General features: G+C 72.6%; 21 protein-coding genes. 9 read left to right on the top strand and 12 right to left on the bottom strand.

The genetic code is table 11. The annotated features are described in order from the left end of the window. Positions 1 to 190 precede the first annotated feature (190 nt). From GGD88_RS06160 to cysE, 3 genes are all read right to left on the bottom strand, one after another. Entirely contained in the window at positions 191 to 1,294 is a 1,104-nt protein-coding gene (locus GGD88_RS06160) for a cysteine desulfurase family protein (RefSeq protein WP_184432853.1), read from the bottom strand. A gap of 40 nt (positions 1,295 to 1,334) precedes the next feature. Beyond that, positions 1,335 to 1,796 carry an Rrf2 family transcriptional regulator gene (locus tag GGD88_RS06155; protein WP_184432850.1) on the bottom strand — a complete coding sequence of 154 codons (462 nt, stop codon included), beginning with the start codon at positions 1,794 to 1,796 and terminating at the stop codon, positions 1,335 to 1,337. A 100-nt stretch (positions 1,797 to 1,896) separates the two neighbouring features. Then, positions 1,897 to 2,856, bottom strand: a complete 960-nt coding sequence (gene cysE, locus GGD88_RS06150; protein ID WP_184432846.1) for a serine O-acetyltransferase — start codon at positions 2,854 to 2,856, stop codon at positions 1,897 to 1,899. 934 nt (positions 2,857 to 3,790) lie between these two features. Between cysE and GGD88_RS06140 the strand changes: the two genes are divergently transcribed. Together GGD88_RS06140 and GGD88_RS06135 are read left to right on the top strand one after the other, a co-directional pair. Then, positions 3,791 to 4,438, top strand: coding sequence for an alpha/beta hydrolase (locus GGD88_RS06140; protein ID WP_184432843.1), 648 nt, complete (start codon positions 3,791 to 3,793; stop codon positions 4,436 to 4,438). 310 nt (positions 4,439 to 4,748) lie between these two features. Further along, on the top strand, positions 4,749 to 6,905 hold the full coding sequence (locus tag GGD88_RS06135) for a TRAP transporter permease (protein ID WP_184432840.1): 2,157 nt from the start codon (positions 4,749 to 4,751) through the stop codon (positions 6,903 to 6,905). Between the two features lie 7 nt (positions 6,906 to 6,912). On the opposite strand, the gene holA is transcribed toward GGD88_RS06135, so the two are convergent. Beyond that, positions 6,913 to 7,977, bottom strand: coding sequence for a DNA polymerase III subunit delta (holA, locus tag GGD88_RS06130; RefSeq protein WP_184432837.1), 1,065 nt, complete (start codon positions 7,975 to 7,977; stop codon positions 6,913 to 6,915). A gap of 234 nt (positions 7,978 to 8,211) precedes the next feature. Here holA and GGD88_RS06125 point away from each other — a divergent pair, with 234 nt between their 5' ends. Both GGD88_RS06125 and GGD88_RS06120 read left to right on the top strand, forming a co-directional pair. Further along, a complete protein-coding gene (locus tag GGD88_RS06125; protein WP_184432834.1) occupies positions 8,212 to 9,633 on the top strand; it encodes a circularly permuted type 2 ATP-grasp protein in 1,422 nt (473 codons plus the stop codon). A gap of 4 nt (positions 9,634 to 9,637) precedes the next feature. Beyond that, positions 9,638 to 10,576 (top strand): alpha-E domain-containing protein, encoded by a 939-nt coding sequence (locus GGD88_RS06120; protein ID WP_184432831.1) that lies wholly within the window; start codon positions 9,638 to 9,640, stop codon positions 10,574 to 10,576. Positions 10,577 to 10,593: 17 nt separating this feature from the next. Here GGD88_RS06120 and rfbD read toward each other — a convergent pair whose 3' ends face one another. Both rfbD and rfbB read right to left on the bottom strand, forming a co-directional pair. Next, entirely contained in the window at positions 10,594 to 11,526 is a 933-nt protein-coding gene (rfbD, locus tag GGD88_RS06115) for a dTDP-4-dehydrorhamnose reductase (protein ID WP_184432828.1), read from the bottom strand. Then, a complete protein-coding gene (gene rfbB / locus GGD88_RS06110; RefSeq protein ID WP_343056288.1) occupies positions 11,523 to 12,584 on the bottom strand; it encodes a dTDP-glucose 4,6-dehydratase in 1,062 nt (353 codons plus the stop codon). The genes rfbD and rfbB overlap by 4 nt, the downstream gene beginning before the upstream one ends. A 173-nt stretch (positions 12,585 to 12,757) precedes the next feature. On the opposite strand from rfbB, the gene rfbC reads away from it, so the two are divergent. After that, complete coding sequence (rfbC, locus tag GGD88_RS06105) at positions 12,758 to 13,321, top strand: dTDP-4-dehydrorhamnose 3,5-epimerase (RefSeq protein ID WP_184432822.1); 564 nt, start codon at positions 12,758 to 12,760, stop codon at positions 13,319 to 13,321. Here rfbC and GGD88_RS06100 read toward each other — a convergent pair. Then, positions 13,311 to 14,111 carry a hypothetical protein gene (locus tag GGD88_RS06100; RefSeq protein ID WP_184432818.1) on the bottom strand — a complete coding sequence of 267 codons (801 nt, stop codon included), beginning with the start codon at positions 14,109 to 14,111 and terminating at the stop codon, positions 13,311 to 13,313. The two genes, rfbC and GGD88_RS06100, sit on opposite strands and share 11 nt — an antisense overlap. A gap of 272 nt (positions 14,112 to 14,383) precedes the next feature. On the opposite strand from GGD88_RS06100, the gene rfbA reads away from it, so the two are divergent. From rfbA to GGD88_RS06085, 3 genes are all read left to right on the top strand, one after another. Then, on the top strand, positions 14,384 to 15,256 hold the full coding sequence (gene rfbA, locus GGD88_RS06095; protein ID WP_184432814.1) for a glucose-1-phosphate thymidylyltransferase RfbA: 873 nt from the start codon (positions 14,384 to 14,386) through the stop codon (positions 15,254 to 15,256). A gap of 152 nt (positions 15,257 to 15,408) precedes the next feature. Continuing rightward, entirely contained in the window at positions 15,409 to 17,178 is a 1,770-nt protein-coding gene (locus GGD88_RS06090) for a type I secretion system permease/ATPase (protein WP_184432810.1), read from the top strand. A gap of 367 nt (positions 17,179 to 17,545) precedes the next feature. Continuing rightward, complete coding sequence (locus GGD88_RS06085) at positions 17,546 to 19,462, top strand: hypothetical protein (protein ID WP_184432807.1); 1,917 nt, start codon at positions 17,546 to 17,548, stop codon at positions 19,460 to 19,462. A 22-nt stretch (positions 19,463 to 19,484) separates the two neighbouring features. Here GGD88_RS06085 and GGD88_RS06080 read toward each other — a convergent pair whose 3' ends face one another. After that, a complete protein-coding gene (locus GGD88_RS06080; RefSeq protein ID WP_184432803.1) occupies positions 19,485 to 20,531 on the bottom strand; it encodes a glycosyltransferase family 2 protein in 1,047 nt (348 codons plus the stop codon). Between the two features lie 140 nt (positions 20,532 to 20,671). On the opposite strand from GGD88_RS06080, the gene GGD88_RS06075 reads away from it, so the two are divergent. Continuing rightward, positions 20,672 to 21,649, top strand: a complete 978-nt coding sequence (locus GGD88_RS06075; RefSeq protein ID WP_184432800.1) for a glycosyltransferase family 2 protein — start codon at positions 20,672 to 20,674, stop codon at positions 21,647 to 21,649. Between the two features lie 26 nt (positions 21,650 to 21,675). Here GGD88_RS06075 and GGD88_RS06070 read toward each other — a convergent pair whose 3' ends face one another. The 4 genes from GGD88_RS06070 to GGD88_RS06055 form a co-directional block, all read right to left on the bottom strand. Beyond that, complete coding sequence (locus GGD88_RS06070; RefSeq protein ID WP_184432797.1) at positions 21,676 to 22,782, bottom strand: alpha/beta hydrolase; 1,107 nt, start codon at positions 22,780 to 22,782, stop codon at positions 21,676 to 21,678. A gap of 6 nt (positions 22,783 to 22,788) precedes the next feature. After that, positions 22,789 to 23,526, bottom strand: coding sequence for a pyrimidine 5'-nucleotidase (locus tag GGD88_RS06065; RefSeq protein WP_246423595.1), 738 nt, complete (start codon positions 23,524 to 23,526; stop codon positions 22,789 to 22,791). A gap of 109 nt (positions 23,527 to 23,635) precedes the next feature. Further along, the gene (locus GGD88_RS06060) at positions 23,636 to 24,178 is read right to left on the bottom strand and encodes an O-acetyl-ADP-ribose deacetylase (RefSeq protein ID WP_184432794.1); all 543 of its coding nucleotides are present in this window, start codon (positions 24,176 to 24,178) and stop codon (positions 23,636 to 23,638) included. A gap of 102 nt (positions 24,179 to 24,280) precedes the next feature. Beyond that, positions 24,281 to 25,240, bottom strand: a complete 960-nt coding sequence (locus tag GGD88_RS06055) for a calcium/sodium antiporter (protein WP_184432791.1) — start codon at positions 25,238 to 25,240, stop codon at positions 24,281 to 24,283. Positions 25,241 to 25,334: the final 94 nt, after the last annotated feature.

Here is a 25,334-nt window from a genome sequence, read left to right as displayed (position 1 = left end):
CGGTTCGGGTCCGGCTGCGGCGGCGGCCCGGCGTCCGGACGGTTCGGGACCGCATGGATAGCGCCCGGGCCGGCGACTCGCAAGGGCAGCGCCCGACAGCACGACCCGGCGCGCCGGCCCGTCGTGGTTCAGAGGTAGGGCGCCGGCGGTGCCCGGCCAACCCCGGGTGGAGGAGTCGGCGGGCGCTGTGTCAGTCGGCCAGGGTCCGGCCCCACAGCGCCACCAGACGATCCACGTCGGAGTCGGTGGTCGACCACCCCACGCTGAGGCGGATGGCGCGACGGGCGGCGGCCGCGTCCAGACCCATGGCCTGCAGAACATGCGAGGACGCCACCTTGCCCGAGGAACAGGCCGCCCCGGCACTGACCGAAACCCCGGCCAGGTCGAGGCGCATGAGCTGGATGTCGGCCCCCAGGGCCGGATGGCCGACGCAGGTCGTGTTGGGCAGACGGGCGGCGTCGGCCCCATGCACCACGGCGCCGGGACAGCACGCCCGCAGGCCGGTTTCCAGGCGGTCCCGCAGGGCCGCAAGGCGCACCGGCTCGTCGGCCCCGGCGTCCAGGACCGCGCGCGCGGCGGCCCCGAATCCGGCGATGCCGATCAGGTTCTCGGTGCCGGCGCGGCGGCCACGCTCCTGCCCGCCGCCGCGCACCAGCGGCGCCAGCGTCAGGCCATCGGCCACGATCAGCGCCCCGACCCCGGCCGGACCGCCCAGCTTGTGCGCCGACAGGGTCATCAGGTCGACACCCAGGCTGCCCATGTCGAAGGGCACCAGCCGCCCGGGCGCCTGCACCGCGTCGCAGTGCACCCGCCAACCGGCGGCGCGGGCCACGGCGGCGGCTTCGGCGACCGGTTGCAGCACCCCGGTCTCGTTGTTGGCGCGCATCAGCGAGAGCAGGCCCGGCGCCGGCGCCGCCGCCAGCGCCCCGGCGAGCGCGCCGCGATCCAGCACGCCGTCGGCATCGACCGGCAGGTGCCCGTCCGGCGCCACCCAGCGCAGCACCGAGTCGTGTTCGACGGCCGTGCACAATCGCGGGCCGTCGCCCGGCCCGGTCAGGGCCAGGGCGTTGGCCTCGGAGCCGCTGCCGGTGAACACCACCCAGGCCGGCGGCACGCCGGCCAGCGCGGCAACCGCCTCGCGGGCGTCTTCCACCAGGGCCCGCGCCCGCCGGCCATGGCCGTGCACCGACGAGGGGTTGCCCGCCACGTCGAGGGCGGCGCGCATGGCGGCGGCCGCCTCCGGCCGCAGCGGGGCGGTGGCGTTGTGGTCGAGATAGACGGCGGCGGTCTCCATGGGCGATGGCCGAAGGCGGCGGCGCGCGGTCGCACCGGCGTCACTGCGCCGCGGTGGCCTCGAACCCCTGGATCAACCCGCTGGTGCCCAGGACGCGGCGCTGGGTGACGTCCTCCAGCGAAACCGAGCTGAGGTACAGATAGATCTGGTTGGCCAGCTCTTCCCACAGGTCGTGCGTCAGGCAGCGGCCCTTGTTGTTGTGGCACCCCGCCGGCGAACCCGGCGAGCAGCGCGTGGTCTGGATCGGCTCGTCCACCGACAGGATGATGTCGGAGATGCGGATGTCGGCGCCCGAGCGCGACAACATGTAGCCGCCACCCGGCCCGCGCACGCTCTTGACCAACCCGCCCTTGCGCAGACGGCCGAAGAGCTGCTCCAGGTAGGACAGGGAGATTTCCTGGCGCTCGGCGATGTCCGCGAGCGCCACAGGCTTGTCCTGCGAGTGAACCGCGAGGTCGGCCATCGCCATCACCGCGTAACGACCTTTGGTGCTGAGCCTCAACCCTCATCCCTCCTTCTGCTGCCGACGGATCGGCGTCACCTCTGCCCGATGGGGCGCGTTCTGGTTGCTGAGAACCTTCTCTAGCGACCTCTAGAGACCTCTAGCGACCGGCCAGGCGCCGCTCCACGGCCGGATCGGGCGGTGTGGGCAGCGCGGCCGCCTCCGGTGCCATCCGATCGCCATTCCCCGGAGCAGCACCCCCCGGACCAGAACCCGGACCTTCGCCACCGCCGGCGGTCGCCCGCAGCGGTATCGGCTGGGCCTGGGTGCCGTGGAGCGCCGCGACGGGCAGCGTCGTCACCGCGTCCGCCTCGCCGGTGTCGTCGCCAGCGGACCCGTGTCCGCCGGGCGCCGTCTCGATGGCGCCGTCCGCGGCCGTCCCCGGGAGGCCGGCGGCGAGCCGGCGCTCCAGCTCTTCGACCCGGGCCGCCAGCCGGCCCACATGGTCGGTCAAGCCGGTGATGGTGCGGGCGACCGGATCGGTGATGCCGTCGGTCGGCGTGCCGTAGGCCTGGAACTCGCAGTGATGGGCGGCATCGACGCGGTCGCGCCGGACCACGCGGGCCGGGATGCCGACCACGGTCGCCCCCGACGGCACGTCGGAGAGCACAACGGCGTTGGCCCCCACGCGCGCCTCGGCGCCGATGGTGATCGGCCCCAGGACCTGGCCCCCCGACCCCACGATGACGCCGTCCTTCAGGGTCGGATGCCGCTTGCCGTTGTGCAGCGACGTGCCGCCCAGGGTGACGCCGTGGTACAGCGTGACGTCGTCGCCCACCTCGGCGGTCTCGCCGATGACGACCCCGGTGGCGTGGTCGATGAACAGCCGGCGCCCGAGCGTGGCGCCCGGGTGGATCTCGACCCCGGTCAGCACCTTGGCGATATGGGACAGGAGCCGCGGCAGAAAGCGCCAGCCGCGGCGCCACAGCGGGGCCGACAGGCGGTGCATCATCACGGCGTGCAAACCGGGATAACAGAACAGCACCTCCGCCCGGGACCGCGCGGCGGGGTCCTTCTCAAGGATGGTGGCGATGTCTTCCCGAAGTCTGGCGAAGGCCATGATGCTTGAAATCCTTGCGGTGGTTCGTGCTACAGTGCGGCCGGGCGATGGCGGGTCCACGATCTCGACCCCCGGATTGGTGGTCCCGGGATCCTGGCTCCTGACGGGGACGCGCCCGGTCGGAGCCGCTGTCCCCTGGTTCACTCGGATGGGTCACCCGGATTCGCAGACCCTATTTGGTCGGGTCCCAAGTGGTCGGGTCACCTGTGGTCGGGTCACCTGTGGTCGAGCCAACGTCGGATCAACGTCGGATCGACCTCCGGTTGCGCCAACGCCGGGTCTGTTGCGCGTCGACGCGTCCTTCGCACCGTGTTCGTCCCTTGGTCGTTCGTCCTGTGGCCGTTCGTCCCGTGGTCGCTCCGCGTTCGTCTCGTGTTCGTCCCGTCGCGGTCCGGGCGGCACGTACCCCTCACCGGGTCGGGACCGTTGCTGGTGTGGTGGTCCCAGCGAATGGCCCCAGAGATTGGCCCCGGAGATTGGCCCCGGAGATCGGCCCCGGCCGGGGCGCTCTAGGGACCGGGCGGTCCGGACCGTCGTGCCGCCTGCCATGCCGCGTGCCGGTCCGCATACCGGTCCGCGTGGGCCTTGGAAGGGCGGACACGCACCGCTCGTCGAGGGACCCGCTGACGGGCTCGCCGACAGGCCCCCCGACGGACCCGCCGACGGACCCGCCGACGGACCCACTAACGGGATTGCGCTTCCGACTGGACCTGACCACCTCGTCCTGTGTCATTTGGCGCCGCCCCAAACCCGCGTCAACGCCCACCGGCCGGGACGCTCGCACGTCTGGAGAAGAGTATGGTATCCGAGAATCCCGGTCAAGAAAACGCCCGGGCCGGTCCGTGACCGACCGGGACCTGTCCTGGCCCCGCTCAAGACCGACGCCGCCCGAGTTCATCCTGCCCCAAACGCCAGACGGAACATACCGCCCCCCATGCCCGACGTCATTTTCAACGGCCCCGAGGGCCGCCTGGAAGGCCGCTACCATCACAGCAAGGCCCCCAATGCTCCCATCGCCCTGGTCCTGCATCCGCACCCGCAGCAGGGCGGCACCATGAACAACAAGGTCGTCTACGCTCTGCACCACGTGTTCTCCAGACGTGGGTTCTCTGTCATGCGCTTCAACTTCCGGGGCGTCGGTCGGTCGCAGGGCGTGTTCGACAACGGCCAGGGCGAACTGTCCGACGCCGCCGCCGCCCTCGACTGGCTCCAGTCCGTCAATCCGGACGCCGGCCACTGCTGGGTCGCCGGGTTCTCGTTCGGCGCCTGGATCGGCATGCAGCTCCTGATGCGCCGACCGGAGATCAGCGGCTTCGTGGCGGTCGCGCCGCCGGCCAACCGTCAGGACTTCACCTTCCTGGCGCCCTGCCCGTCGTCGGGGCTGATCGTGCACGGCGACAAGGACGAGATCGTGCCCGAGGCCGCGGTCGCCAAGCTGGCCGCCAAGCTGTCGGCGCAGAAGACCATCACCGTGGACCACACGGTCATCCCGGGCGCCACGCATTTCTTCACCGACCACCTGGAGCCGCTGGCGGCGGCGGTCGACGCCTATCTGGCCGCCAACCCCGACCGCATCCGGTAGAACCACCCCCGGCCGATCGGCCATCGCCCCCGCCGCACGGGCGGGGTACAGTCGCGCGACACAGCGTGCGCCGCACGACGACGCTGGCCCCAGGGCAATCGGGGGCAGGCGCCAGGACGCGCCTTGAATGCTGACGGGTCGTCACGGCCTGTGGACACCGAGTCACAGGGCGCGAACTCGGGCCGGCATGACCGGGACACGGCTCGAGACCCCGTTCCCCCGATTGCCCCGCCGCGGGCCATGGGGCCGGCGCCGACCGCAAGCATTGAATGAACATGCGCAAAACAGCATGAAGAGGGGAGGGGACGTGATGGGTCCGACATCACCGGAGCAGACACCGGGCGACGGCGCCAACGCGGGGTACGACACCGATGTGGGCGAGGTCAGCACCGTGGCCCGGCCGCTGCGCGGGCCGCTGCGTCTGGCCGTATTCTGGATCGGCGTCGTCACGGCCGGGGTGCACATCTATCTCAACACCTTCGGCACCATGGCGGAGCTGCGCTTCGCCGCCCTGCACTTCGGCCTCTTCGGGCTCCTGTGCGCCCTGCTCTACCCGCTCTACCCGGCGCGCACCCGCAAGGGTCAGGCCGCGGTCCTGGGCGTCGACGTGGCGCTGGGCCTGCTGTGCCTGGGCACCGTGGCCTACCTGTTCCTGTACGAGGACGCCTTCTACGACCGCGGCATGGCGTTCGACACCGCCGACTGGATCGCCGCCGGCCTGGCGCTGCTGCTGGCGATGGAGTTCGCGCGCCGCTCCTCCGGCTGGCTGATCCCCATCCTGGTGGCCCTCTCCCTCAGCTACGCCATCTGGTGGGGGCCATGGGTGGACGGCGTGTTCCACTTCTCCGGCCTGTCCGCGGAAGTGATGATGATGCGCACCTACTTCACCGGCGACGGCCTGTTCGGCCCGATCGCGCGCATCAGTTACTCCTACGTCGCCATGTTCATCATCTTCGGCGCCTTCCTGGTGCGCTCGGGCGCCGGCGACTTCATCATCGACCTGGCGCGCTGCGCCGCCGGGCGCCTGCTGGGCGGGCCGGGGCTGGTGGCGGTGTTCGGCTCCGGCCTGATGGGCTCGATCTCCGGGTCGGCGGTCGCCAACACGATGTCGACGGGCGTCATCACCATCCCGTTGATGAAACGCGCCGGCTATCCGCCGCGCTTCGCCGCCGGGGTGGAAGCCGCGGCCTCGACCGGCGGCCAGATCATGCCGCCGATCATGGGCGCCGGCGCCTTCATCATGGCGAACTATACCCTGGTGCCGTACGTCGATATCGTGGCGCTGTCGGTGTTGCCGGCGATCATCTACTTCCTGTCGGTGGGCGCCTTCGTGCGGGTGGAGGCGATCCGCCAGGGCCTGACCGCCCAGGCCCCGGAGGACGGCAAGTCCTTCAAGCAGGTCATGAAGGAGGGCTGGCACTTCCTGCTGCCCATCGCGGTGCTGATCGCCCTGCTGGTGCAGGGCTTCACGCCCACCTACGCCGCCGGCATCTCGATGGCCGCCGTTGTGGTGGCGTCCTGGCTGTCGAAGAACCGCATGGGACCGCGCGCCATCCTGGAGGCGCTGGCCGAGGGGGCGCGTATCGCCGCCACCATGGCGATCCTGCTGGTGGCGGTCGGCGTGGTGGTCGCGGTGATCGCCACCACCGGGGTCGGCAACACCTTCAGCCTGATGATCAACGACTGGGCCGGCGGCCAGCTCTGGGTGCTGCTGGTGCTGGTCGCCATCGCCTCATTGGTGCTGGGCATGGGCCTGCCGGTGACGGCGGCCTACGCCGTGCTGGCGCCGCTGTCGGCGCCGGCGCTCAACGACCTGATGATGGCCGACCACATCGTGCAGGCCATCGCCGCCGGCGACGTGCCGCAGCAGATGGCGATGACGGTCGGCATGCTGCTGCCCGACCTGTCCGGAACCCTGGGCCAGCCCATGCCCCTGGCCGAGGCGGAGCGGGTGTGGGCCCAGGTCAGCGCCCTGCCGGGGGACTTCACGTCGGGCTTCGCCGATCAGCTCGTGGACCCGGTCACGGTCTCCATGACCCTGCTGGCGGCGCACCTCATCATCTTCTGGCTGTCGCAGGACTCCAACGTCACGCCACCGGTCTGCCTGACCGCGTTCGCCGCCGGGGCGATCGCCGGCACCCGCCCGATGCCGACCGGCTTCATGGCCTGGAAGGTGGCCAAGGGCCTGTACATCGTGCCGGTGCTGTTCGCCTACACGCCGCTGGTCACCGGGTCGTGGGCCGAGCAGATCGAGGTCTTCGCCTTCGCCTGCCTGGGCGTGTACGCCTTCGCCGGCACCTTCCAGGGCTGCCTGGAAAGCCGGCTGCACTGGTGGGAGCGCATCGCCACCGGCGGCGCCGCGCTGCTGCTGCTGTGGCCGCACGGCACGCTCGCCATCCACCTGTCGGGGGCGGCACTTCTCGGGGTCCTGATCGCGCTGTCGTGGCGCCGCAAGGCGCGCGGGTAGCGGGCCGTCAGGCCCGCCGCGGCCGCGTGCCCGGGCCTGCCCCGGGACGTGCCCCGAGCCGGGCCCCTTGGGCCAGCCGCAGCAGGGCGCGCGCGCACACCACCGCCGGCGCCGGGCCGAAGCCCTTGCAGTCGGCCTCGGCCTCCAGCAGCAGGTCGAGCGCCTGGCCCAGCCGGGCGGCGTCCCAGCGCCGCACCTGCGCGGTGATGCGGTCGCGATGCTTGAAGATGGGCGGCGGCCGCAACGCCCCCACCGCCTGATCGGCCGAGCGCCCGCCGGCCATCGAGCCGGCCGCCAGGTGCAGGCGCTGGAAGTGGCGCGAGACCGCGCGCAGCACCGTCACCGCATTGGTGCCGCCGCGCAGCAGCCGGTCCAGCACCCGCTGGGCCTGGGCGTCGTCGCCGTCGGCCACCGCCAGCGCCAGGTCGTCGAGGCCCAACGCCGCGGTGTCGCCGATGCAGGCGGCGGCGTCGTCCAGCGTGACCTCGCCCGGCCCGCCCTTGTAGGTGATGAGTTTTTCCAACTCGGCCCGGGTCAGCAGCCGGTCGCCCCCCAGGTGCGCCACCAGGAAGGCCATGGCGTCGCGGTCGGCGGTCAGGCCGTGGGGCGCCAGGGTGTCGCGGATGACCTGATCGAGGGCGGCGCCGTCGTCGGCGTAGCAGGCCAGGGCGGCCGCGGTCTCGGCGCCCTCGAACAGCGTGCGCAGCGCGCCGCGCGGGGCCAGCTCGCCGGCCAGCACCAGCACCAGCGCATCGCCGGCCGCGTCCGCCAGAACCGCCTTCAGCGCCCCGGCGGTGGCGTCGGTGGCGTCCATCACCCGCACCACCCGGCGCCCGCCCATGAGCGACAGCGCCGCCGCCTCGTCGGCCAGCCGGGCGGGATCGTCCTTGAGCGCCGCCGCCGGCATCTCGGTGACCCGGAACGGGTCGGCGACGTCGGCGACCACGGTGCGGGTCAGCGCGTCCAGCCGCTCGCGCGCCAACCCACGGTCCGGGCCGTAGACCAGCACGGCGCGGACGCTGGGGTCGGGCGCCTTGACGAAGGCGGCGGCACGGCCGGGGGGGATTTTCATGCACAGCCCTTGTCGAACGCAGCAACGGCCCGACCATACCCGCCGCCGGGTCCGCCTCCAACCGCCGTGCGTCGGGCCACCCCGTGGCGCACAGGCCACACTCTGCCTAACGAATTGGCAGCGTTTTCCGATTGACGGCTGTGTAATCAAACGGCAGCCTTTAGGGCGGTTCGCGGGTGCATCATTGCCCATCCGCGTACCCCCATGGGGCAGGTGCCGAACAGGGAGTGTGGTATGGGGGCGGCATCCTCGGCGTTCGACGAGATGTACAGAACGGGCACCAAAGTCCGCGCCCCCTACCAGACCTACCGCTCCTGGCTCCGCAAGGCGCCGCCCGACCTGCTGTCGCGCCGCCATGCGCAGGCCGACATGCTGTTCCGCCGCATCGGCATCACCTTCGCCGTCTACGGCGAGGCCGCCGGCGGCGAACGCCTGATCCCCTTCGACGTCATCCCGCGCATCCTCAGCCGCGACGAGTGGAAGGTGCTCTCCAAGGGGGTGTGCCAGCGCATCGAGGCGCTCAACCGCTTCATCCACGACGTCTACCACGACCAGGAGATCCTGCGCGCCGGCCTGGTGCCGCGCGACCTGGTGCTCGGCAACGGTCTGTACCGGCCGGAAATGCAGGGCTTCACCCCGCCCGGCGGGGTCTACGTCCACATCGGCGGCATCGACGTGGTGCGCACCGGCGAGACCGCCTTCCACGTGCTGGAGGACAACCTTCGCACCCCCTCCGGCGTGTCCTACATGCTGGAGGACCGGGAGATCATGATGCGGCTGTTCCCGGACCTGTTCGATGCCTACACGGTCGCGCCGGTGAACCACTACCCGCAGACGCTGCTGCGCAACCTCCGCTACGTCGCGCCGCCGGGCCGCGACGACCCCACCGTGGTGCTGCTGACGCCGGGCCAGTTCAACAGCGCCTACTTCGAACACGCCTTCCTCGCGGATGAAATGGGCATCGAACTGGTGCAGGGCCAGGATCTGTTCGTCGACGACGACTCGGTCTTCATGCGCACCATCGAGGGGCCGCGCCGCGTCGACGTGATCTACCGCCGCATCGACGACGACTTTCTGGACCCCAAGGCGTTCCGCTCCGACAGCCTGCTCGGCGTGCCCGGCCTGTTCCAGGCCTACCGCAAGGGCCGGGTGACCCTGGCCAACGCCATCGGCACCGGCATCGCCGACGACAAGGCGATCTATCACCACGTCCCGGCCATGATCCGCTTCTACCTGAGCGAGGAGCCGGTCCTCGCCAACGTGCCCACCTGGTTCCTGAAGCACGACGAAGACCGCGCCTACGTCCTCGACCACCTGTCCGAACTGGTGGTCAAGGAGGTGCACGGCTCCGGCGGCTACGGCATGCTGATCGGCCCCCAGGCCAGCCGTCAGGAGATCAGCGAATACCGCGAGCGCATCGTGGCCGATCCGGGCAACTTCATCGCCCAGCCGACGCTGGCGCTGTCCACCTGCCCGACCTTCGTCGACCAGGGCATCGCGCCCCGGCACGTGGACCTGCGGCCGTTCGTGCTGACCGGCGAGACCACCAGCGTGGTCCCCGGCGGCCTGACCCGGGTGGCCCTGCGCGACGGCTCGCTGGTGGTGAACTCGTCGCAGGGCGGCGGCACCAAGGACACCTGGGTGCTGGAGCGCTAGGGGGATGCTCAGCCGCACCGCCGCCAACCTGTACTGGATGGCCCGCTACGTGGAGCGGGCCGAGAACATGGCCCGCATCCTGGACGTGAGCCATCGCATGTCGCAGTTGCCCGCCGGCCAGGACGCGACGCGCGAATGGTTGCCCGCCCTGGTCATCTCCGGCCAGCGCCCGGCCTTCGAGGCCCGCTACGACGACGTCAGCGCCGGCCACGTCATCGCCTTCATGGCGCTGGACCCGGACAACCCGGCCTCGATCCTCGCCACCCTGCGGGAGGCGCGCGAGAACGCCCGCGCCGAACGCAACATGCTGCCCACCGAGGTGTTCGAATCACTGAACACCACTTGGCTGGAAATGCGGGAGATCCACTACTCGCGGCTGGTCGAGTGGGGCTTCCGCGAGTTCTTCGAATGGGTCAAGGAGCGTAGCCAGCTCTTTGCCGGTGTGCTCGGCGGCACCATGCTGACCACCGACGCCTACTACTTCACCCGCCTGGGCACCTTCATCGAACGCGCCGACAACACCGCCCGCCTGCTGGACGTGAAGTACCACGTGCTGGTGCCCGACGAGGCCAACGCCGACGAGGCCGTGGACTACTACCAGTGGGGCGCCGTCCTGCGCGCCATGAGCGCCTTCAAGGCCTACCGCCTGACCTACCGCGACACCATCAAGCCACGCCTGGTGGTGGACCTGCTGGTGTTGCACCGCCAGTTCCCGCGCTCGCTGCACGCCTGCTACGCCGAGATCCACCCGGTGCTGGACAGCCTGCGCAGCACCTCCGAAGCGGCGCGCCTGTCCGGAGAGATGTACGCGCGGTTGCGCTACGGCCGGCCCCAGGACGTGACCCGGCGCGGGCTGCACCGCTTCCTCACCGATTTCATCACCCGCAACACCCAGGTCTCGAACGAGATCGGCCGCACGTTCCTGTTCACGCCGACCCGCTGAGGGCGCGGCGGACGCGCTCAGCGGGCCGGCGCCGTCGCGCCCAGGTCCGCCAGCACCTCGGCCAGGGTCTCCCGCCACGGCCGCGGCGCAACACCGAAGGTCGCGGCGATGCGATCGGTGGCGAGCACCGAGTTCGCCGGCCGACGGGCCGGGGTGGGGAAGTCCGCCGTCGGGATCGGGTGCACGGGGGGGTGTTTGCCGGTGCGCGCGCCCTGGGCGGCGACGATGGCCTCGGCGAAGCCGTGCCAGGTGGTCGGCCCGGCGCCGGCGAAGTGGTAGGTGCCGAAGGCGTCGGTGCGCCCCTCAAGGACCAGTTGCCGCGCGATCTCGATCAACGCCCGCGCCAGGTCGTGGGCGGCGGTGGGGCAGCCGTGCTGATCCGCGACCACGCGCAGGTCCGGCTTCTCGGCGGCGAGGCGCAGCATGGTCTTGACGAAGTTCTTGCCGTGGGCGCTGAACACCCAGGCGGTGCGCACGATGACATGGTGCGGGCATTCGGCCCGCACCGCCACCTCGCCGGCCAGCTTGGAGCGGCCGTAGGCGCCCAGCGGCGCCACCGGATCGTCTTCGGTGTAGGGGCCGGCCTTGGTGCCGTCGAACACGTAATCGGTGGACACGTGGATCAGCGGGATGCCGGCGTCGGTGCAGGCCATGGCCAGCGCGCGCGGACCGTCGGCATTGATGTGGGTCGCCCGGTCCTCCTCCGACTCCGCCTGGTCGACGGCGGTATACGCGGCGGCGTTGATCACCAGCGCGAAGCGGCCGTCGCGCACCACCGCGGCGGCGGCTTCCGGGTCGGCCAGGTCGAGGGTGTCACGGCCCACCGGCACCACCTCCAGGCCGGCCGGCCAGCGCGCCCGCGCCAGTTCGAACCCGAGCTGACCGGTGCGCCCGGCCACCAGCACGCGGTGCCGTCCTCCCCTGCTCGCCTCCGCCGTCGTTGCCGTCATGCCGTCACCCCCAGGCGCTGGCCGGCGTAGACGCCGTCGCGCAGCGGCCGCCACCAAGCCTCGTTGTCCAGGTACCACTGCACGGTCTGGCGGATACCGCCGGCGAAGTCGTGGCGCGGCGCCCAGCCCAGGTCCCGCTTGATCTTGGTGGCGTCGATGGCATAGCGGAAGTCGTGCCCCGGCCGGTCGGTGACGAAGGCGATGAGATCGCGCCGCGGGGTCGCCGCCGGACGCAGGGCATCCAGGGTATCGCAGATGGTCTCCACCACCTCGATGTTGCGCCGCTCGCTGTCGCCGCCGACGTTGTAGCTCTCCCCCACCCGGCCGGTGGTGAGGATGGTCCACAGGGCGCGGGCGTGATCCTCGACGTGCAGCCAGTCGCGCACGTTGTCGCCCTTGCCGTAGACCGGCAGCGGCCGGCCCGCCAGCCCATTCAGGATCATCAGCGGGATCAGTTTCTCCGGGAACTGGCGCGGCCCGTAGTTGTTGGAGCAGTTCGACGCCACCACAGGCAGACCATACGTGTGGTGCCAGGCCCGCACCAGATGGTCGGAGCCCGCCTTGGAGGCCGAATAGGGGCTGTTGGGGGCGTACGGGGTCTCCTCGGTGAACAGGCCGTCGGCGCCCAGGGTGCCGAAGACCTCGTCGGTGGAGACGTGGTGGAAGCGGAACGTCGCCTGGCGGTCGGGCGGCAGCGCCTTCCAGTGCGCCCGCGCCGCCTCCAGGAGCTGATAGGTGCCGACGATGTTGGTGTCGATGAAGGCCGCCGGGCCGTCGATGGACCGGTCGACGTGGCTTTCGGCGGCCAGGTGCATGACCGCGTCGGGGTCGTGAGCGGCGAACACGCGCGCCAGCGCGGCCCCGTCGCGGATGTCCACGCATTCGAACGTGTAGCGCGGATCATCGGCGAGATCGGCCAGCGAGGCCGGATTGGCAGCATAGGTCAGGGCGTCGACATTGACCACCCCGCCGACCTGGGCGGGGTCGGTGCTCTCCAGGATGTGGCGGATGACGGCGGAGCCGATGAACCCGCAGCCGCCGGTGACGAGAACCTTCACGCGCGCCCCTCCGTTCGTTGCCATGGAGTCGATCCAGCGCCGGCGGGTATAGCGGATCGGCGGTCCGGCTGTCATGGGTTTCGGGCGCCGGGCCGGGCCGCCGGGGCTTGCGGGTGCGGCGGCCGCGGCTTACACCGGCCCGCGACGCGATTCCCCCAAGCGAGGTGAGGACCATGCAGGTCGAGGCGCTGGATATTCCCGAGGTCAAGATCATCCGTCCGAAGAAGTTCGGCGATCACCGCGGTTTCTTCTCCGAGACCTATAACAAGAAGGCCCTGGCCGACGCCGGCATCGACCTGACCTTCGTGCAGGACAACCACTCCCTGTCGGCCCAGGCCGGCACCCTGCGCGGTCTGCACTTTCAGATCCCGCCCATGGCCCAGGACAAGCTGGTGCGGGTCGTGCGCGGCGCCATCTGGGATGTGGCGGTGGACATCCGCACCGGCTCGCCCACCTACGGCCAGTGGGTCGGCGCCACCATCAGCGCCGAGGACTGGACCCAGATCCTGGTCCCAGCCGGGTTCGCCCATGGCTTCGTCACCCTGGAGCCCGACACCGAGGTGGAATACAAGGTGACCAATTCCTACGCCCCCGAGTGCGACAAGGGCATCGCCTGGAACGACCCCGACCTCGCCATCGACTGGCCGCTGCCGGCGGGCGTCGGGGCCCCCGTGCTGTCGGACAAGGACACCCGCCAGCCCCGCCTCGCCGACAGCCCGGCCTGGTTCACGGTGTAATCCCGGCCGCCGCGCCCGGGTCGGCGGCGTCGACGCCCTCGCTCAGGTGGGCCAGCGCGTCGGCCACCGCACGGGCCGCGGTGCGCACCTGGTCGGCGGCGCGCGGATGGAACTGGTCCAGCACCGCCAGCGTCTCCGGCCCGGGGTCCGGGAACACCTTGACCAGCACCGCCGCCGGGCCGTCGGGCTGACGCTGCACCCGGTACAGCCGCACGTGCGGCGTGGTCCGCGCCAGCACCGCCAGCACGGACAGGAACTGCACCGGATCCTCGCAGAACGGCGACGGGTGGGTGATGGTGGCCTCCGGATCGGGGCCGTCGGTGGTCATGCGAATGGCGTTGTGGTCCAGCGCCGTCACCTCGGCCGCCCGGGTCAGGTCCACCAACGGTCCCACCAGTTCCCAGCGCGGCCCCGGGTAGGCCGCCGCCACCGCCCCGAAGTCGAGCGCCCCGTCGGGGGCCTCCGCGTCCGCCTCGTCGGTCGCCGCCGGGGCGTCGTCGATCGCCAGCGTCGGCGGCGCCGCCCCCGGAGCGAGCAGGCGGTCGCGCACCGCCCCCTGACGGGGCGCCGGCAGCGGCATCGACGCCCGCGATTGCGGCGCCACCGGCGGCGCGTCCCCCGTCTGGCCCCAGATCGGCCCCCAGATCGGCCCCCAGATCTGGCGCGGCTCGACATCGTGATGCCGCATCAAGCGCACCAGCGCCCGCCGCGCGGCCGGCTCGGCACCGGTCAGGGCGCGCGCCAGCGTGCGCCAGTCGTGCAGGCTCAGGGGGCCGGAGGGGTCGTCCATCGGTGGTCCTCGGGACAGCGGCACACGGGGCCCGGGGACGGCGCCGACACCCCGCGCACGCCCCTGGACCCAGTCGGCACCATGGACGCTCCGATGGCGCGCAACAAGCCCCCGACCGCGGCTGAACACGCCCGCTCCGGGCTTGCGTTCGCCGTTCAGATGAGAAACAGTGCCGCGCTTCCCTCCCGTCGGGACTGCCGGTCGGGGCGACTCCGTGTGCCCGAGACCGGCGCCCCGCCTCGCCCGCGCCCGCGCAAGGACAGCCGCACACCATGAAGGGCATCATTCTGGCCGGCGGTGCCGGCACCCGCCTCCATCCCATCACCCGGGCCGTCTCCAAGCAGCTCCTGCCCGTCTACGACAAGCCGATGGTGTATTACCCGCTCACGGTGCTGATGCTGGCGGGCATCCGGGAGGTCCTGGTCATCACGACGCCGGCCGACGCGGCCAGCTTCCAGACCCTGCTGGGCGACGGCAGCGCCTGGGGTGTTTCCATCCAGTACGCCGAGCAGCCGCGTCCCGAGGGGCTGGCCCAGGCCTTCCTGATCGGCCGCGCGTTCGTGGACGGCGGCCCCTGCGCCCTGATCCTGGGCGACAACATCTTCTATGGCCCCGGCCTGACCGAGAAGCTCCGCGCCGCCGCCGCCCGTCGCGACGGCGCCACCGTGTTCGCCTACCACGTCCCCGATCCGGAACGGTACGGCGTGGTGGCCTTCGACGACGACGGCCGCGCCACCTCGATCGAGGAGAAGCCGAGCCGGCCGCGCTCGCGGTGGGCGGTGACCGGGCTGTACTTCTACGACTCGCGCGTCTCCGACATCGCCGCCGGCATCCGCCCCAGCGCCCGCGGGGAACTGGAGATCACCGACGTCAACGCCGACTATCTGGCGCGCGGCGCCCTTCAGGTGGAGCGCCTGGGGCGCGGCTACGCCTGGTTCGACACCGGCACGCAGGAGAGTCTGCTGGACGCCGGCAACTATGTCCGGACGCTGGACAAGCGCCAGGGCATGAAGATCGCCTGCCCCGAAGAGGTCGCCTTTCGAATGGGCTACATCGACGCCGACCAGCTCGACCGGCTGGGCCGCGCGCTGGAGAAGACCTCGTACGGCCAGTACCTGCTGGCGCTGGCGGCGGGCGAAACCTGAGCCCCGCACGTCCCGCGCCGGCGACGGCCCCCTCCGAGCGGCGGACCTCGCCCCCCTTGTCGGCGGCGGCGCGGCATGGTTCATGATGGCAACCGGACACACCGCAGGCGGCGCGCACGTCGCGCCCACATCGGAAGGGAGAGGACAGACCCGTGGCTGAACGGACCCGAGCGCGGCGCGGCGCGGCCCCGCCCCAGTCCCGCATCGCCGAGTACACGGCGGCGATGGGCGCGTTGCGCGGCCAGATCCTGGTGGCGATCGCGTTCGGCCTGTTCGTGGCCCTGCTGCTGGCCGTCACGCCGCTCTACGTGTTCCAGATCTTTGAACGCGTGCTGACCAGCCGATCCGTGCCCACCCTGGTCATGCTGATGCTGCTGGCCGGCGGCGCCATGATCGTGCTGGCGGTGTTGGACTGGGTCCGCCAGGCGGTGCTGCTGCGGGCCGGCGCCGCGCTGGAGGCGCGCCTGACCGGGCCGATCCTGGAGATGCTGTTCGACGGTGCCGCCCGCGCGCCGGTGCCCGGCCTGCGGCACGCCACGGCCGACGCCGAAACGGTGCGCCGGTTCGTGGGCAGCCGGGCCATGGTGCATCTGACCGACGCGCCCTGGGTTGCCGTTCTGTTGGGACTGATCCTGCTGTTCAACCTTTGGGTCTTCCTGCTGGCCACCGGTGTCGCGCTGGTCATGGTCGTGCTGGCGCTGCTGCCGCGCGCGGTCACCAGACGGCGCGCCCGCGACGGCCAGGCGCTCGCGATCGAGGCCGAGACCCGCCTGGAGGAACGCCTCGGCCATGCCCAGACCATCGCGGCGATGGGCATGGGACCGCGGGTTCAGCAAGCCTGGCGGGCGATGCATGACCGCCGGGTGCGGCTCGACTCGTCGACCGGCAACAGCGTGGCCGTGTTCGGCGCCGCGGCCGCGATGGTTCATCGTATCGGCGTCGTCGGCGTGCTCGCCTTGGCGGCCTGGCTGTACACCGACGACCTCCTGTCCAGCCCGGCGGTCATCACCGTGGCGCTGCTGGCCGAACGCGCGTTCGCCGCGCTGGAACGGCTGACGCGCGCGCAGGACGCGATGCTGCGGGTGAATGGCGCGCGCCGCCGGCTGCGCGAGCTGTTCGAACGCGGCGAACCGGCCCGTGACCGGATGCCGCTGCCGGCGCCGCGCGGGGCCGTCAGTCTGCAACAGGCGATGGTGGCCCCGCCGGGCGCACGCCTGGCGGCGCTCAAGGGCGTCTCGCTGTCGCTGGAGCCCGGCGATTCGCTGGGCGTGATCGGGCCGTCCGGCTCCGGCAAGAGCGTGCTGGCCCGTACCCTGGTCGGGTTGTGGGCGCCGTTCCAGGGCACGGTCCGGTTGGATGGCAACGACCTGCGCAACTGGAGCCCCGAGCAGCTCGGCGAGCACGTCGGGTACCTCTCCCAGGAGGTCGACCTGATGGAGGGCACCGTCGCCGAGGTCATCGCCCGGCTGGGACCCGTCGATGCCGACGCGGTGATCGACGCCGCGCGCCGGGCGCGGGTACACGAGACCATCCTGCGCCTGCCCAATGGCTACGATACCGCCATCGGCGCGGGCGGCCACATTCTGCCGGCCGGCCTGCGCCAACGCGTCGCGCTGGCGCGGGCGCTCTACGGCAGCCCCGCGCTGGTGGTGCTCGACGAGCCGAACGCGTTCCTCGATTCCGACGGCGAACAGGCCCTCACCGAGGCCCTGAAAGGACTGGGCGAGGCCGGATGCACGGTGGTGCTGATCACGCAGAAGCCGGCGCTGCTTGCCGCGGTGGAGTCGGTGCTGGTGTTGCGCGACGGTCAGGTGGAGATGATGGGGCCGCGCCAGGCCATCCTGTCGCGCTTCGCACGCCCCGGGCCGGGCGGCGGCGGCCAGCTTCCACCGCCGGGCAACGGCGCCGGCGGCGCGCCGTGAGGGGCGGGGCGGGCCGCCCGCGCACGATCCCGTTGTCGCTTGCGCCGGGCGCCGCTTCGGTTTACCGTTCGAGAGTGCTACCGTGGGGTGTTTCGTAAGGAATCCAAAGGACTTGCCGCAGGAATCCAAAGGACTTGCCGCGACCTCCGCGGGTCCCGTCGAAACCAGGGCGAACGCCCGGCTCGATCGGCCCCGGCCCGGCGCGCGGGAAAGGCGAGCCGCTGGTCACCACCCCTCAAAGCGGGTGAGCGGGCGGCGCCGCCAGCCATAATCCCGCGTGGTGCCCCGACATCGCGCACCGGTCCGCTGACGGTTCCGCGCCAGAGCGACCCCGAGTCGCCGAAGACCGCGAGGGGAAAAGAGAGAGATGGTCGCGTCGCTTGTTTCCATCCCCGACTTCATCCGTGGTCGGAAGACGGCCCGCACCACCGGCCCCTGGACCAACCAGGAGCTTGCCGAACTGTGCCGGGTCGTGAACCTGCTGGCGCGCGCCGGGCTGACCGTCGAGACCGACTCCGGGCAGACCGACGAGGGCGACCCGTGGATGGTGTTCCTGCGCCCGGGCAGCGGCGACGTGATCGCCCACTTCGCGCGCATCGACGGCCGCTTCGTGGCCGCCGGGGCTGGGGCCGGCACGGTCGTGGAGGGCGACAGCTTCCGCGACGTCGTCGACAAGATACTGGACAGCCAGCCCCTGCTGATGTCGCAGACCGGGGGCTTCACCGGTGCCGAAGCCCCGCAGCGACGGGCCGCCGCGGGCGGCACCCGGCGCGGCGCCGGCCGCGGGGGTGACACCGCCCACGGCCCCGCCGGGTCCGGGTCCGGGTCCGGGTCCGCGACCGGCAGCGACTCGAGCAACGTGACCAGCCTGTTCACGCACCCCAGCGTGGTCCTGGCCGCCTTCGTCGCCACCGCCCTGATGCAGGGGCGCAAGGCAGCGGACGCCGGCGGCACGGCGGGCAAGGCGAGCCTTGATGCGCGCTCCTCCGGTGCGCAGACCAACCGTCCCCAGCTCCAGGACAGCCTGATCGCCCTGACGGCCACCGACGCGGCCGGCGGCGGCGTCGGTCACGGCGGCTTTATGCTGCACAGCGCCGGCCTCGCCTCGGCCATGGCCCTGGTGGTGGCGGCCGTGACCCCCGTCACCGGCAGCCGTGACGGCACCACCCAGACCATGTTGGAAACCCTGTCCCGCGCCGTGCGGGAGGACGACAGCGCCCAGGGCGCCGAAGGACAGGCCGCCAGCGCCGCCGCGGGCGCTCCGCCCGCCGACGCCCACGAGGCCGACCCCCGCGCCGTGACGGCCACGTCGGACGGCGCCCGCGCCATCGAGGGTCTCGACGCCGGCAAGCCGGCCGCCAAAGGGGAGAGGCCGTCGGTGGCCCTGGCCGCGGAAACCCTCACCATACCCGGCACGCCCGATCCGGTGATCGACGCCGACCTGTTCCTCGCCGAACTGATGCAGGGGGCCGCGCCCGGACGCAGCACCGAGCCGGCGGCAGCGCAGGCGCGCGCCGAGACCGCCTCGACGCCGGATCCGGTCGCGGCGGGCGCGACGCTCGACAGTTCCGGCGAGGTGTCGAGCCAGGACGACGCCGAGTCCGACACCGCGGACAAGGACAACGGGTCCGGTGGCACCAGCGGCTCCTCCTCTCAGACCGCCGTGGGCGAGGGCGAGACCCGCAGCGGCTCCGGGGAGGCCGAAACCGCCCAGGTCGGCCCCAACGACACCACCGAGGACGCGGGCGACGGCCAGGGCTCCGGCGGCGGCCTCGCCTCAGACGCCAAGACGGATGATGACGAGACCGGCAGCAGCCTGGGCGAGGCGGGGCGTATCGGGGACGATATCGCGCTGACCGACGATGCCCTGCGGCTGCTCGACGTGCTGCGCGACGGCGACGTCGCGGACGGCGACGCGCTGGATTCGCTGCTCGGCAATCTCGACGGGACGGTGACCATCGACCCGCTGGCGCCCGATGCCGGCAGCATCGGCAACTGGATGGTGGTCGTGCGCCCGGATGGGAGCGGCGGCGGCGGCACCGGGGATCCGGCATCCGGCGACGGGTCGGCCGCGCCCGGCAGTCAGATCATCGTCTACTCCGGCGGCCAGCTCCGGCTGGAGGCGTTCGACCCCGCCGTCGACATGCTGTCGGTGACCGGGGCCGTCAGCAGCGCCAGTTACTACGATATCGTGACCACCAGCGAGGGTGTCGACATCCGCTTCGACGCCGACAACGTGGTCACCCTGGTGGGCGTCGGCCTGGACGATCTCGGCCTGGCCTGACGCACCGCGGTCCCGCGCCCCATCACGGGGCGTCGGCCGGCCAGCTCTTGGGGGCCCGCCGCAGCACCTGCAGCGGGTTCCAGGTCATGGCCCGGGCCAGGCTGCGCACCGGAACCGTCCGCGTGGCCTGGATGGCGCGCCGTTGCGCCCAGGCTCCGCCCGGCCCACCGAGGCCGGCCAGACCGGCCCGCACCCCCCGCCACGCCGGCCCCAGCGCCCCATGGCGGGCCGCCCGCGCCAGCATGACCAGGGTGACCAGGAGCACCGCTGGCAACAACGGCCACAGCCACGCCGCGGGCGTCGTGCGCACCACCGTCCACAGCGCATTGCGGCGGTCGTGCTCGATGGCGAAGGCACTGTGCCGCGCCGTGGTGCCGCTGCCCACGTGGCGCACCCGGGCCGCCGCCACGGTCACACAGCGGCCGCCGCGCAGACGGTGGCGCAGCGCCAGGTCCACGTCCTCCATATAGCAGAAGTAGCGCGCCTCGAAGCCGCCCAGGGCGTCGAAGTCGGCGCGCGCCCACAGCGCCGCCGCCGCGCACGGCCCGAACACACCCCGGTCCTCGTCTGGCGCGCGATCGGCCGGCATCCGGTGCCCGCCGCGCCACGCCAGCCCGGCCGGACACCAGCAGTCCCCGACGCCGTCGAGGCGCGTCGGATCGGCGGCGTCGAGTTGGACCGAGCCGAAGGCGGTGCCGGCCGGATGGCGCGCGGCCGCGGCCATCAGGGCCGACAGCCAGTCCGGATCGGGAAAGGCATCCGGATTGAGCAGCGCCAGCCACCGGCCGCGCGCATGCCGCGCCGCCAGGTTGTTGCCGGCCGCGAAGCCCAGGTTGCGGCGCGGCGTCAGGACGGTGATGGGGAAGGCGCGGCGGTCGGCCTCGGCCCGCGCCCAGTCGGCGCCCCCGGTCCCGTTCTCGACCAGCACCACTTCGAAGTCGCGCCAGTCCTGGGCCGCCAGATGGTCGAGCGCGCGCCGGGCCAGCGTCGCGCTGTAGTAGGAGACCATCAGGACGCTGACCGACGGCAGCGGTGGCGGTGGCGGCGGGGACTCGACAGGCGACGGCATGGGCGGGACGGGAGTCGTGGGGGCTAAGGTCCTTGTCGCACGCCAGCCGCACCAGGTCACGACAGAACCGCGCCCGCCCACACTGGCCCCGGCGCGCCGGGCCGCCTATGCTGCCCGCGCCTGCCGTCGATCCATCGCCCATGACCGCGCCCGCCGCCCCATCCCCGCCCCCGCGTCCGCGTCCGCGTCCGCTGCCCGACCGGCCCCGCCACCCGGCGCTGGGGCCGGTGGGGGCGGTGGTGGTGACCTACAACACCGGAACCGCCATCGCCGACCGGCTGGCCCGGCTGTCCGCCCAGGTCGATGCGGTGGTGGTGGTCGACAACGGCTCCGACGCCGCCACCGTCGGCGCCCTGCGCACCGCCGCGGCGGCGGACCCGGCCCTGACCCTGCTCCCGAATCCCGACAACCGCGGCCTGGCGGCGGCCCAGAACCAGGGTCTCGACGCCCTGCTGGCGGCCGGCGTCTCGTGGCTGCTGCTGATGGACGACGACAGCACCCCGGCCCCGGACATGGTGGCCCGCATGGCGGCGGTCGAGGCGGCCCGGCCCGGCGTGTTCGGGCTGCTGGCCCCGCGCCTGCGGTACCCCGCCGTGGCGCGCGTGCCCGGGTTCCTGCGCGGTCTGCGCTGGCGGGTCCGCAAGGGGCCGGCACCGGCGCAGGGCCTGCTGGAGGATCCGGTGTTCGTCATCGCCTCGGGGTCCCTGATCCGCGCGGGCGCGCTGCGGGCCGCCGGTCTCATGCGGGCCGACTTCTTCATCGACTACGTCGATGTGGAGTTCTGTTTCCGGCTGCGCCGGGCCGGTCACCGCCTCGCCGTCGTGGGGGACGCGGTGCTCGACCACACCCTGGGCCGGCAGACCCCGCACCGGCTGCTCGGGCGCACGGTGTGGGCCAGCAACCATGCCCCGTTCCGCTGTCACGCCATGGCGCGCAACCGGGCCCGGCTGTGGCGCGGCTGGGTCGCCGTCCACCCGGGCTGGGCGCTCCAGGACATGGCCGCGCTGGCGGCGCAGGTGGTCCGGGTCCTGCTGGTCGAGGAGCAGGGCAGGGCCAAGGCGGCGGCGATCCTGCGCGGCCTGTGGACCGGCCTGATCCGGCTGCCGCCGGCCCGCTGACCGAAACCGCGATCGGCGGGCCGCGATCAGTACGCCGGTACCGTCGGGCGGGAGCGCGGCGCCACCTCCAGACGGCCGGCGAGCAGGGCGCGCGCCCGCCGGTCAGCCCCCGAGGGCAGCGGCGCCGCCGGATCCTCGATCCAGGCCACGATGTCCTCCAGCGGCGTCACCGCCCCCAGGTCGCGCAGCAGCATGTGCCAGCCGTCGGGATAGAGGGCCGCCCGCCGGCGCGGATCGTCACCGTCCCCGACCATCGCCGACAGCGCCTTCAGGGTCGGTCGCGCCGGGATGATGTGGTCGTTGGCCCCCATCAGGCACAGCACCGGTGGCGGCACCCGGGGCGCGGCCCGCAACGCGGCGTCCATCAGCGCCACCAGGCCCCGAATGGTGTCGGTGCGGGTGGCCCGGATCATCAGCGGATCGCGGCCGAGGCGTCGCAGCATCTCGATGTTGTCGGACGGCCAGATGTCGAGCCCCTTGCCGGTCACGCGCAGGCCCGGCGCCAGGGCGCTGGTGACGTCCAGCACCATCCGGTACAGCCACGGCATGGCGGCGCGCCCCCACACCGCCGGGGCGCTCAGCACCGTGGCGTCGACCGCGAGCGGCCGGTCCGGATCGGTCAGCGCGACCATGGTCACGGCACCGCCCATGCTCTCGCCCAGCACCACCACGCGGCGGCCGGGCCAGGCGGCGCGGGCCACCGCCACCAACTCGCGCAGATCGGCCACCAGACGCGCGGTGCCGGCCCACAGGCCGCGATGGGGCGCGCGCCCGAACCCGCGCTGATCCGGCGCCCAGACCGCGAACCCGCGGTTGGCCAGGAACGGTCCCGCCTCGCGGAAGGCGTTGGCGTAGTCGTTGAAGCCATGCAGGGCGATGACGACGGCGGCCGGATCGTCGCTGCGCTCCCAGCGCGTCAGGGGCAGCCGGGCGCCGTCGCCGGCCACGAACACCGTGCCGTCGCTGCCCAGGCGCGGCGCCGCCGCCGCCGTGCCCGGGCCGGGCGGCGCCAGCCGGGGCGCGCAGGCGGCCAGCACGGGCGCGCCCGCGGCCAGCAGCCCCAGCCTCAGGGCCGAGCGGCGGCCCCAACCCGACCCATGGTCGTCAGGCGGCTCGGCACCGGCGCCGGTCATGCCCGCTCATCCGGCCGCGAGGGCCGATCCCGGCGCGCGGTGCGGCCGCGCCGCCCGGCGCGCCTCGACAAGCGCCGCCAGCCAGCCGGTGAGGTCGTCGGTGATATGGTGGCAGTGGCTCCAGTCGGCGTCCGGATCGAACGCCCAGTGCGTGGGATCGCGCACCAGCACCGTGGTCATGCCGACGGCGCGCGCCGGCACCAGATTCTTCAGGCTGTCCTCGACCATGGCCGTGACCCGGGGATCGAGGGCGAACCGGCCCAGCATGGATTGGTAGGTCTCGGGGTGCGGCTTGGGCACGAACAGGCCGGCCTCGATGTCGAAGATGGCTTCGAAATGGTGGGCGATGCCGATCCGCTCCAGCACCCGCTCGGCGTGTTTGAGGGAGCCGTTGGTGAACACCACCTTGCGGCCCTCCAGACGCCCCAGGGCGGCGTCCAGGGCCGGTGCCGCCGGAATCACCGAATGGTCGATGTCGTGCACGAAATCCATGAAGGCATGGGGGTCCATGCCGTGCTCGATCATCAGCCCGCGCAGCGAGGTGCCGTAGCGGTGATAGTACCGCTTCTGGACGACGAAGGCCTCGTCCTCCGGCAGATCGAGGTAGTCGGCGATGAACCGCTTCATGCGCTGGTCCATCTGGGCGAACACCTGGGCGCTGGCCGGGTACAGCGTGTTGTCCAAGTCGAACACCCAGTGTTCCACATGGCGCAGGCCACAGGACGGCATGGGCGTGGGGGTCATGGGACGGTCTCGGGGGTTCGAGCGAACGGACGGCGGCGCGGATGCGCCCTTCGGATATGGGGCCGCGGGCGCCCGCCGTCACCCCGCCGGCCGGAGGCGTGCGCCGCCGTCAGTCCGACAACTGACGCAGCGCCTCGATCGCGGCCCGGTGCAGCCGCGCCGCCTCGGGCGAGAAACAGACGAAGCGCACCGCCTCGATGCGGTCGTCGGTCTCCAGCGCACGCGCCACCGACAGGATGGCGACGCGCGCGGCGCGGTCCTGCGGGAAGCCATAGGCCCCGGTAGAGATGGCCGGGAACGCCACCGAGCGCGCGCCGGCCTCGGCGGCGGCGCGCAACGCGTTGACATAGGAGGCCCCGAGCAGCCGGTCGGCGTCGTCGGGCTTCAGGCCCTCGAAGACCGGCCCCACGGTGTGCACGACCCAGCGCGCCGGCAGATCGTAGGCGCCGGTCACCTTGGCCTGCCCTGGCAGGCAGCCGCCGAGCTGGGCGCACTCCTCGCGCAGGCCGGGTCCCGCCGCCCGGTGGATGGCCCCGTCGACGCCGCCGCCGCCCAGAAGGGTCTCGTTGGCGGCGTTGACGATGGCGTCGACGGACTCGGCGGTGATGTCGCCCTCCACCACCTGCATGCGGTCCAGGATCGCCGCGTTCATGGTCCCTCCCTGTCGGTTCGTTGCGGTTGGTGCGCCCGTGCCGGGCCACGTCGTGGGAAGAACCATAGCGGTCAAGGCGGTCCGGGCAAAGGGCGCCCGCCGTCAGACCACCGCGAACCGCAGCAGATAGATCGCGTAGCCGGCCAGCAGGACCGCGCCCTCCAGCCGGGTCACGCGCCAGCCGCTGACCACCGCCGCCAGCAGCGCCCCGGTTGCCGCCAGCATGACCCAGATGTCGACGGCGGCGACCTCCGGCGGAATCGGGATCGGCACGACCACCGCCGTCAGCCCGAGGATCCCCAGGATGTTGACGATATTGCTGCCGATGATGTTGCCGAAGGCGACGTCCGACTGGCCCCGCAGGGCGGCGATCACCGAGGTCACCAGCTCCGGCAGCGACGTGCCGACCGCGACCAGGGTCAACCCCACCAGCGTGTCCGACACCCCCAGGTCGGCGGCCAGCCCGATGGCGCCGTCCACCAGCAGACGGGCCCCCAGCACGGTGAGGGCCAGGCCGCCGACCAGGTATCCGATCGCTCCCGCCAGACCGGCCGGCGGGGCCAGCGCCGCGTCCGCCTCGGCGGCGTGCATGACCGCGCCGGCATCGGCCGCCGCGGCCCTGCGCTCCAGCAGGTAGGTGGCGACGACGTAGACCACCAGAACCGCGACCAGGGCGGCCCCCACCGCGCGCCCGACCTCGCCGATCACGACCACCGCCAGCGCCGCCAGCGCCGCCAGGACGACCATGGGGCCGTCGCGCCGGAAGGCCGCCGGCGAGGCCATCACCGGACGCACCAGCGCCGCCACGCCGAGGATCAGCAGGATGTTGGCGATGTTGCTGCCGATGACATTGCCGACCGCGACACCCGGCGAACCGGCCGCGGCGGCCTGAAGGCTGGTCACCAGTTCCGGCGTCGAGGTGCCGAAACCCACCAGGGTAAGCCCGATCAGAAGGGGCGACACCCCCATGTGCCGCGCCACCGCGACGGCGCCGCGCACCAGGGACTCGCCGCCCACGACAAGGCACACGACCCCCCCGATCAGAAGCATGGCGAGACTCATGCCGACCTCTCGTCACAGCCCTCTGGCACGGCGACCGGTCGTCCCGACCGCCGGCTTCGGTGCGCGATCACGGTGACCGGCCGGACGACCGGCT

Origin of the sequence: Roseospira goensis (assembly GCF_014197795.1) — a bacterium.
Taxonomy (GTDB): Bacteria; Pseudomonadota; Alphaproteobacteria; order Rhodospirillales; family Rhodospirillaceae; genus Rhodospira; species Rhodospira goensis.
Note: the sequence above shows the minus strand (reverse complement) of the source record. Positions and strands in the feature narration are given on the sequence as shown.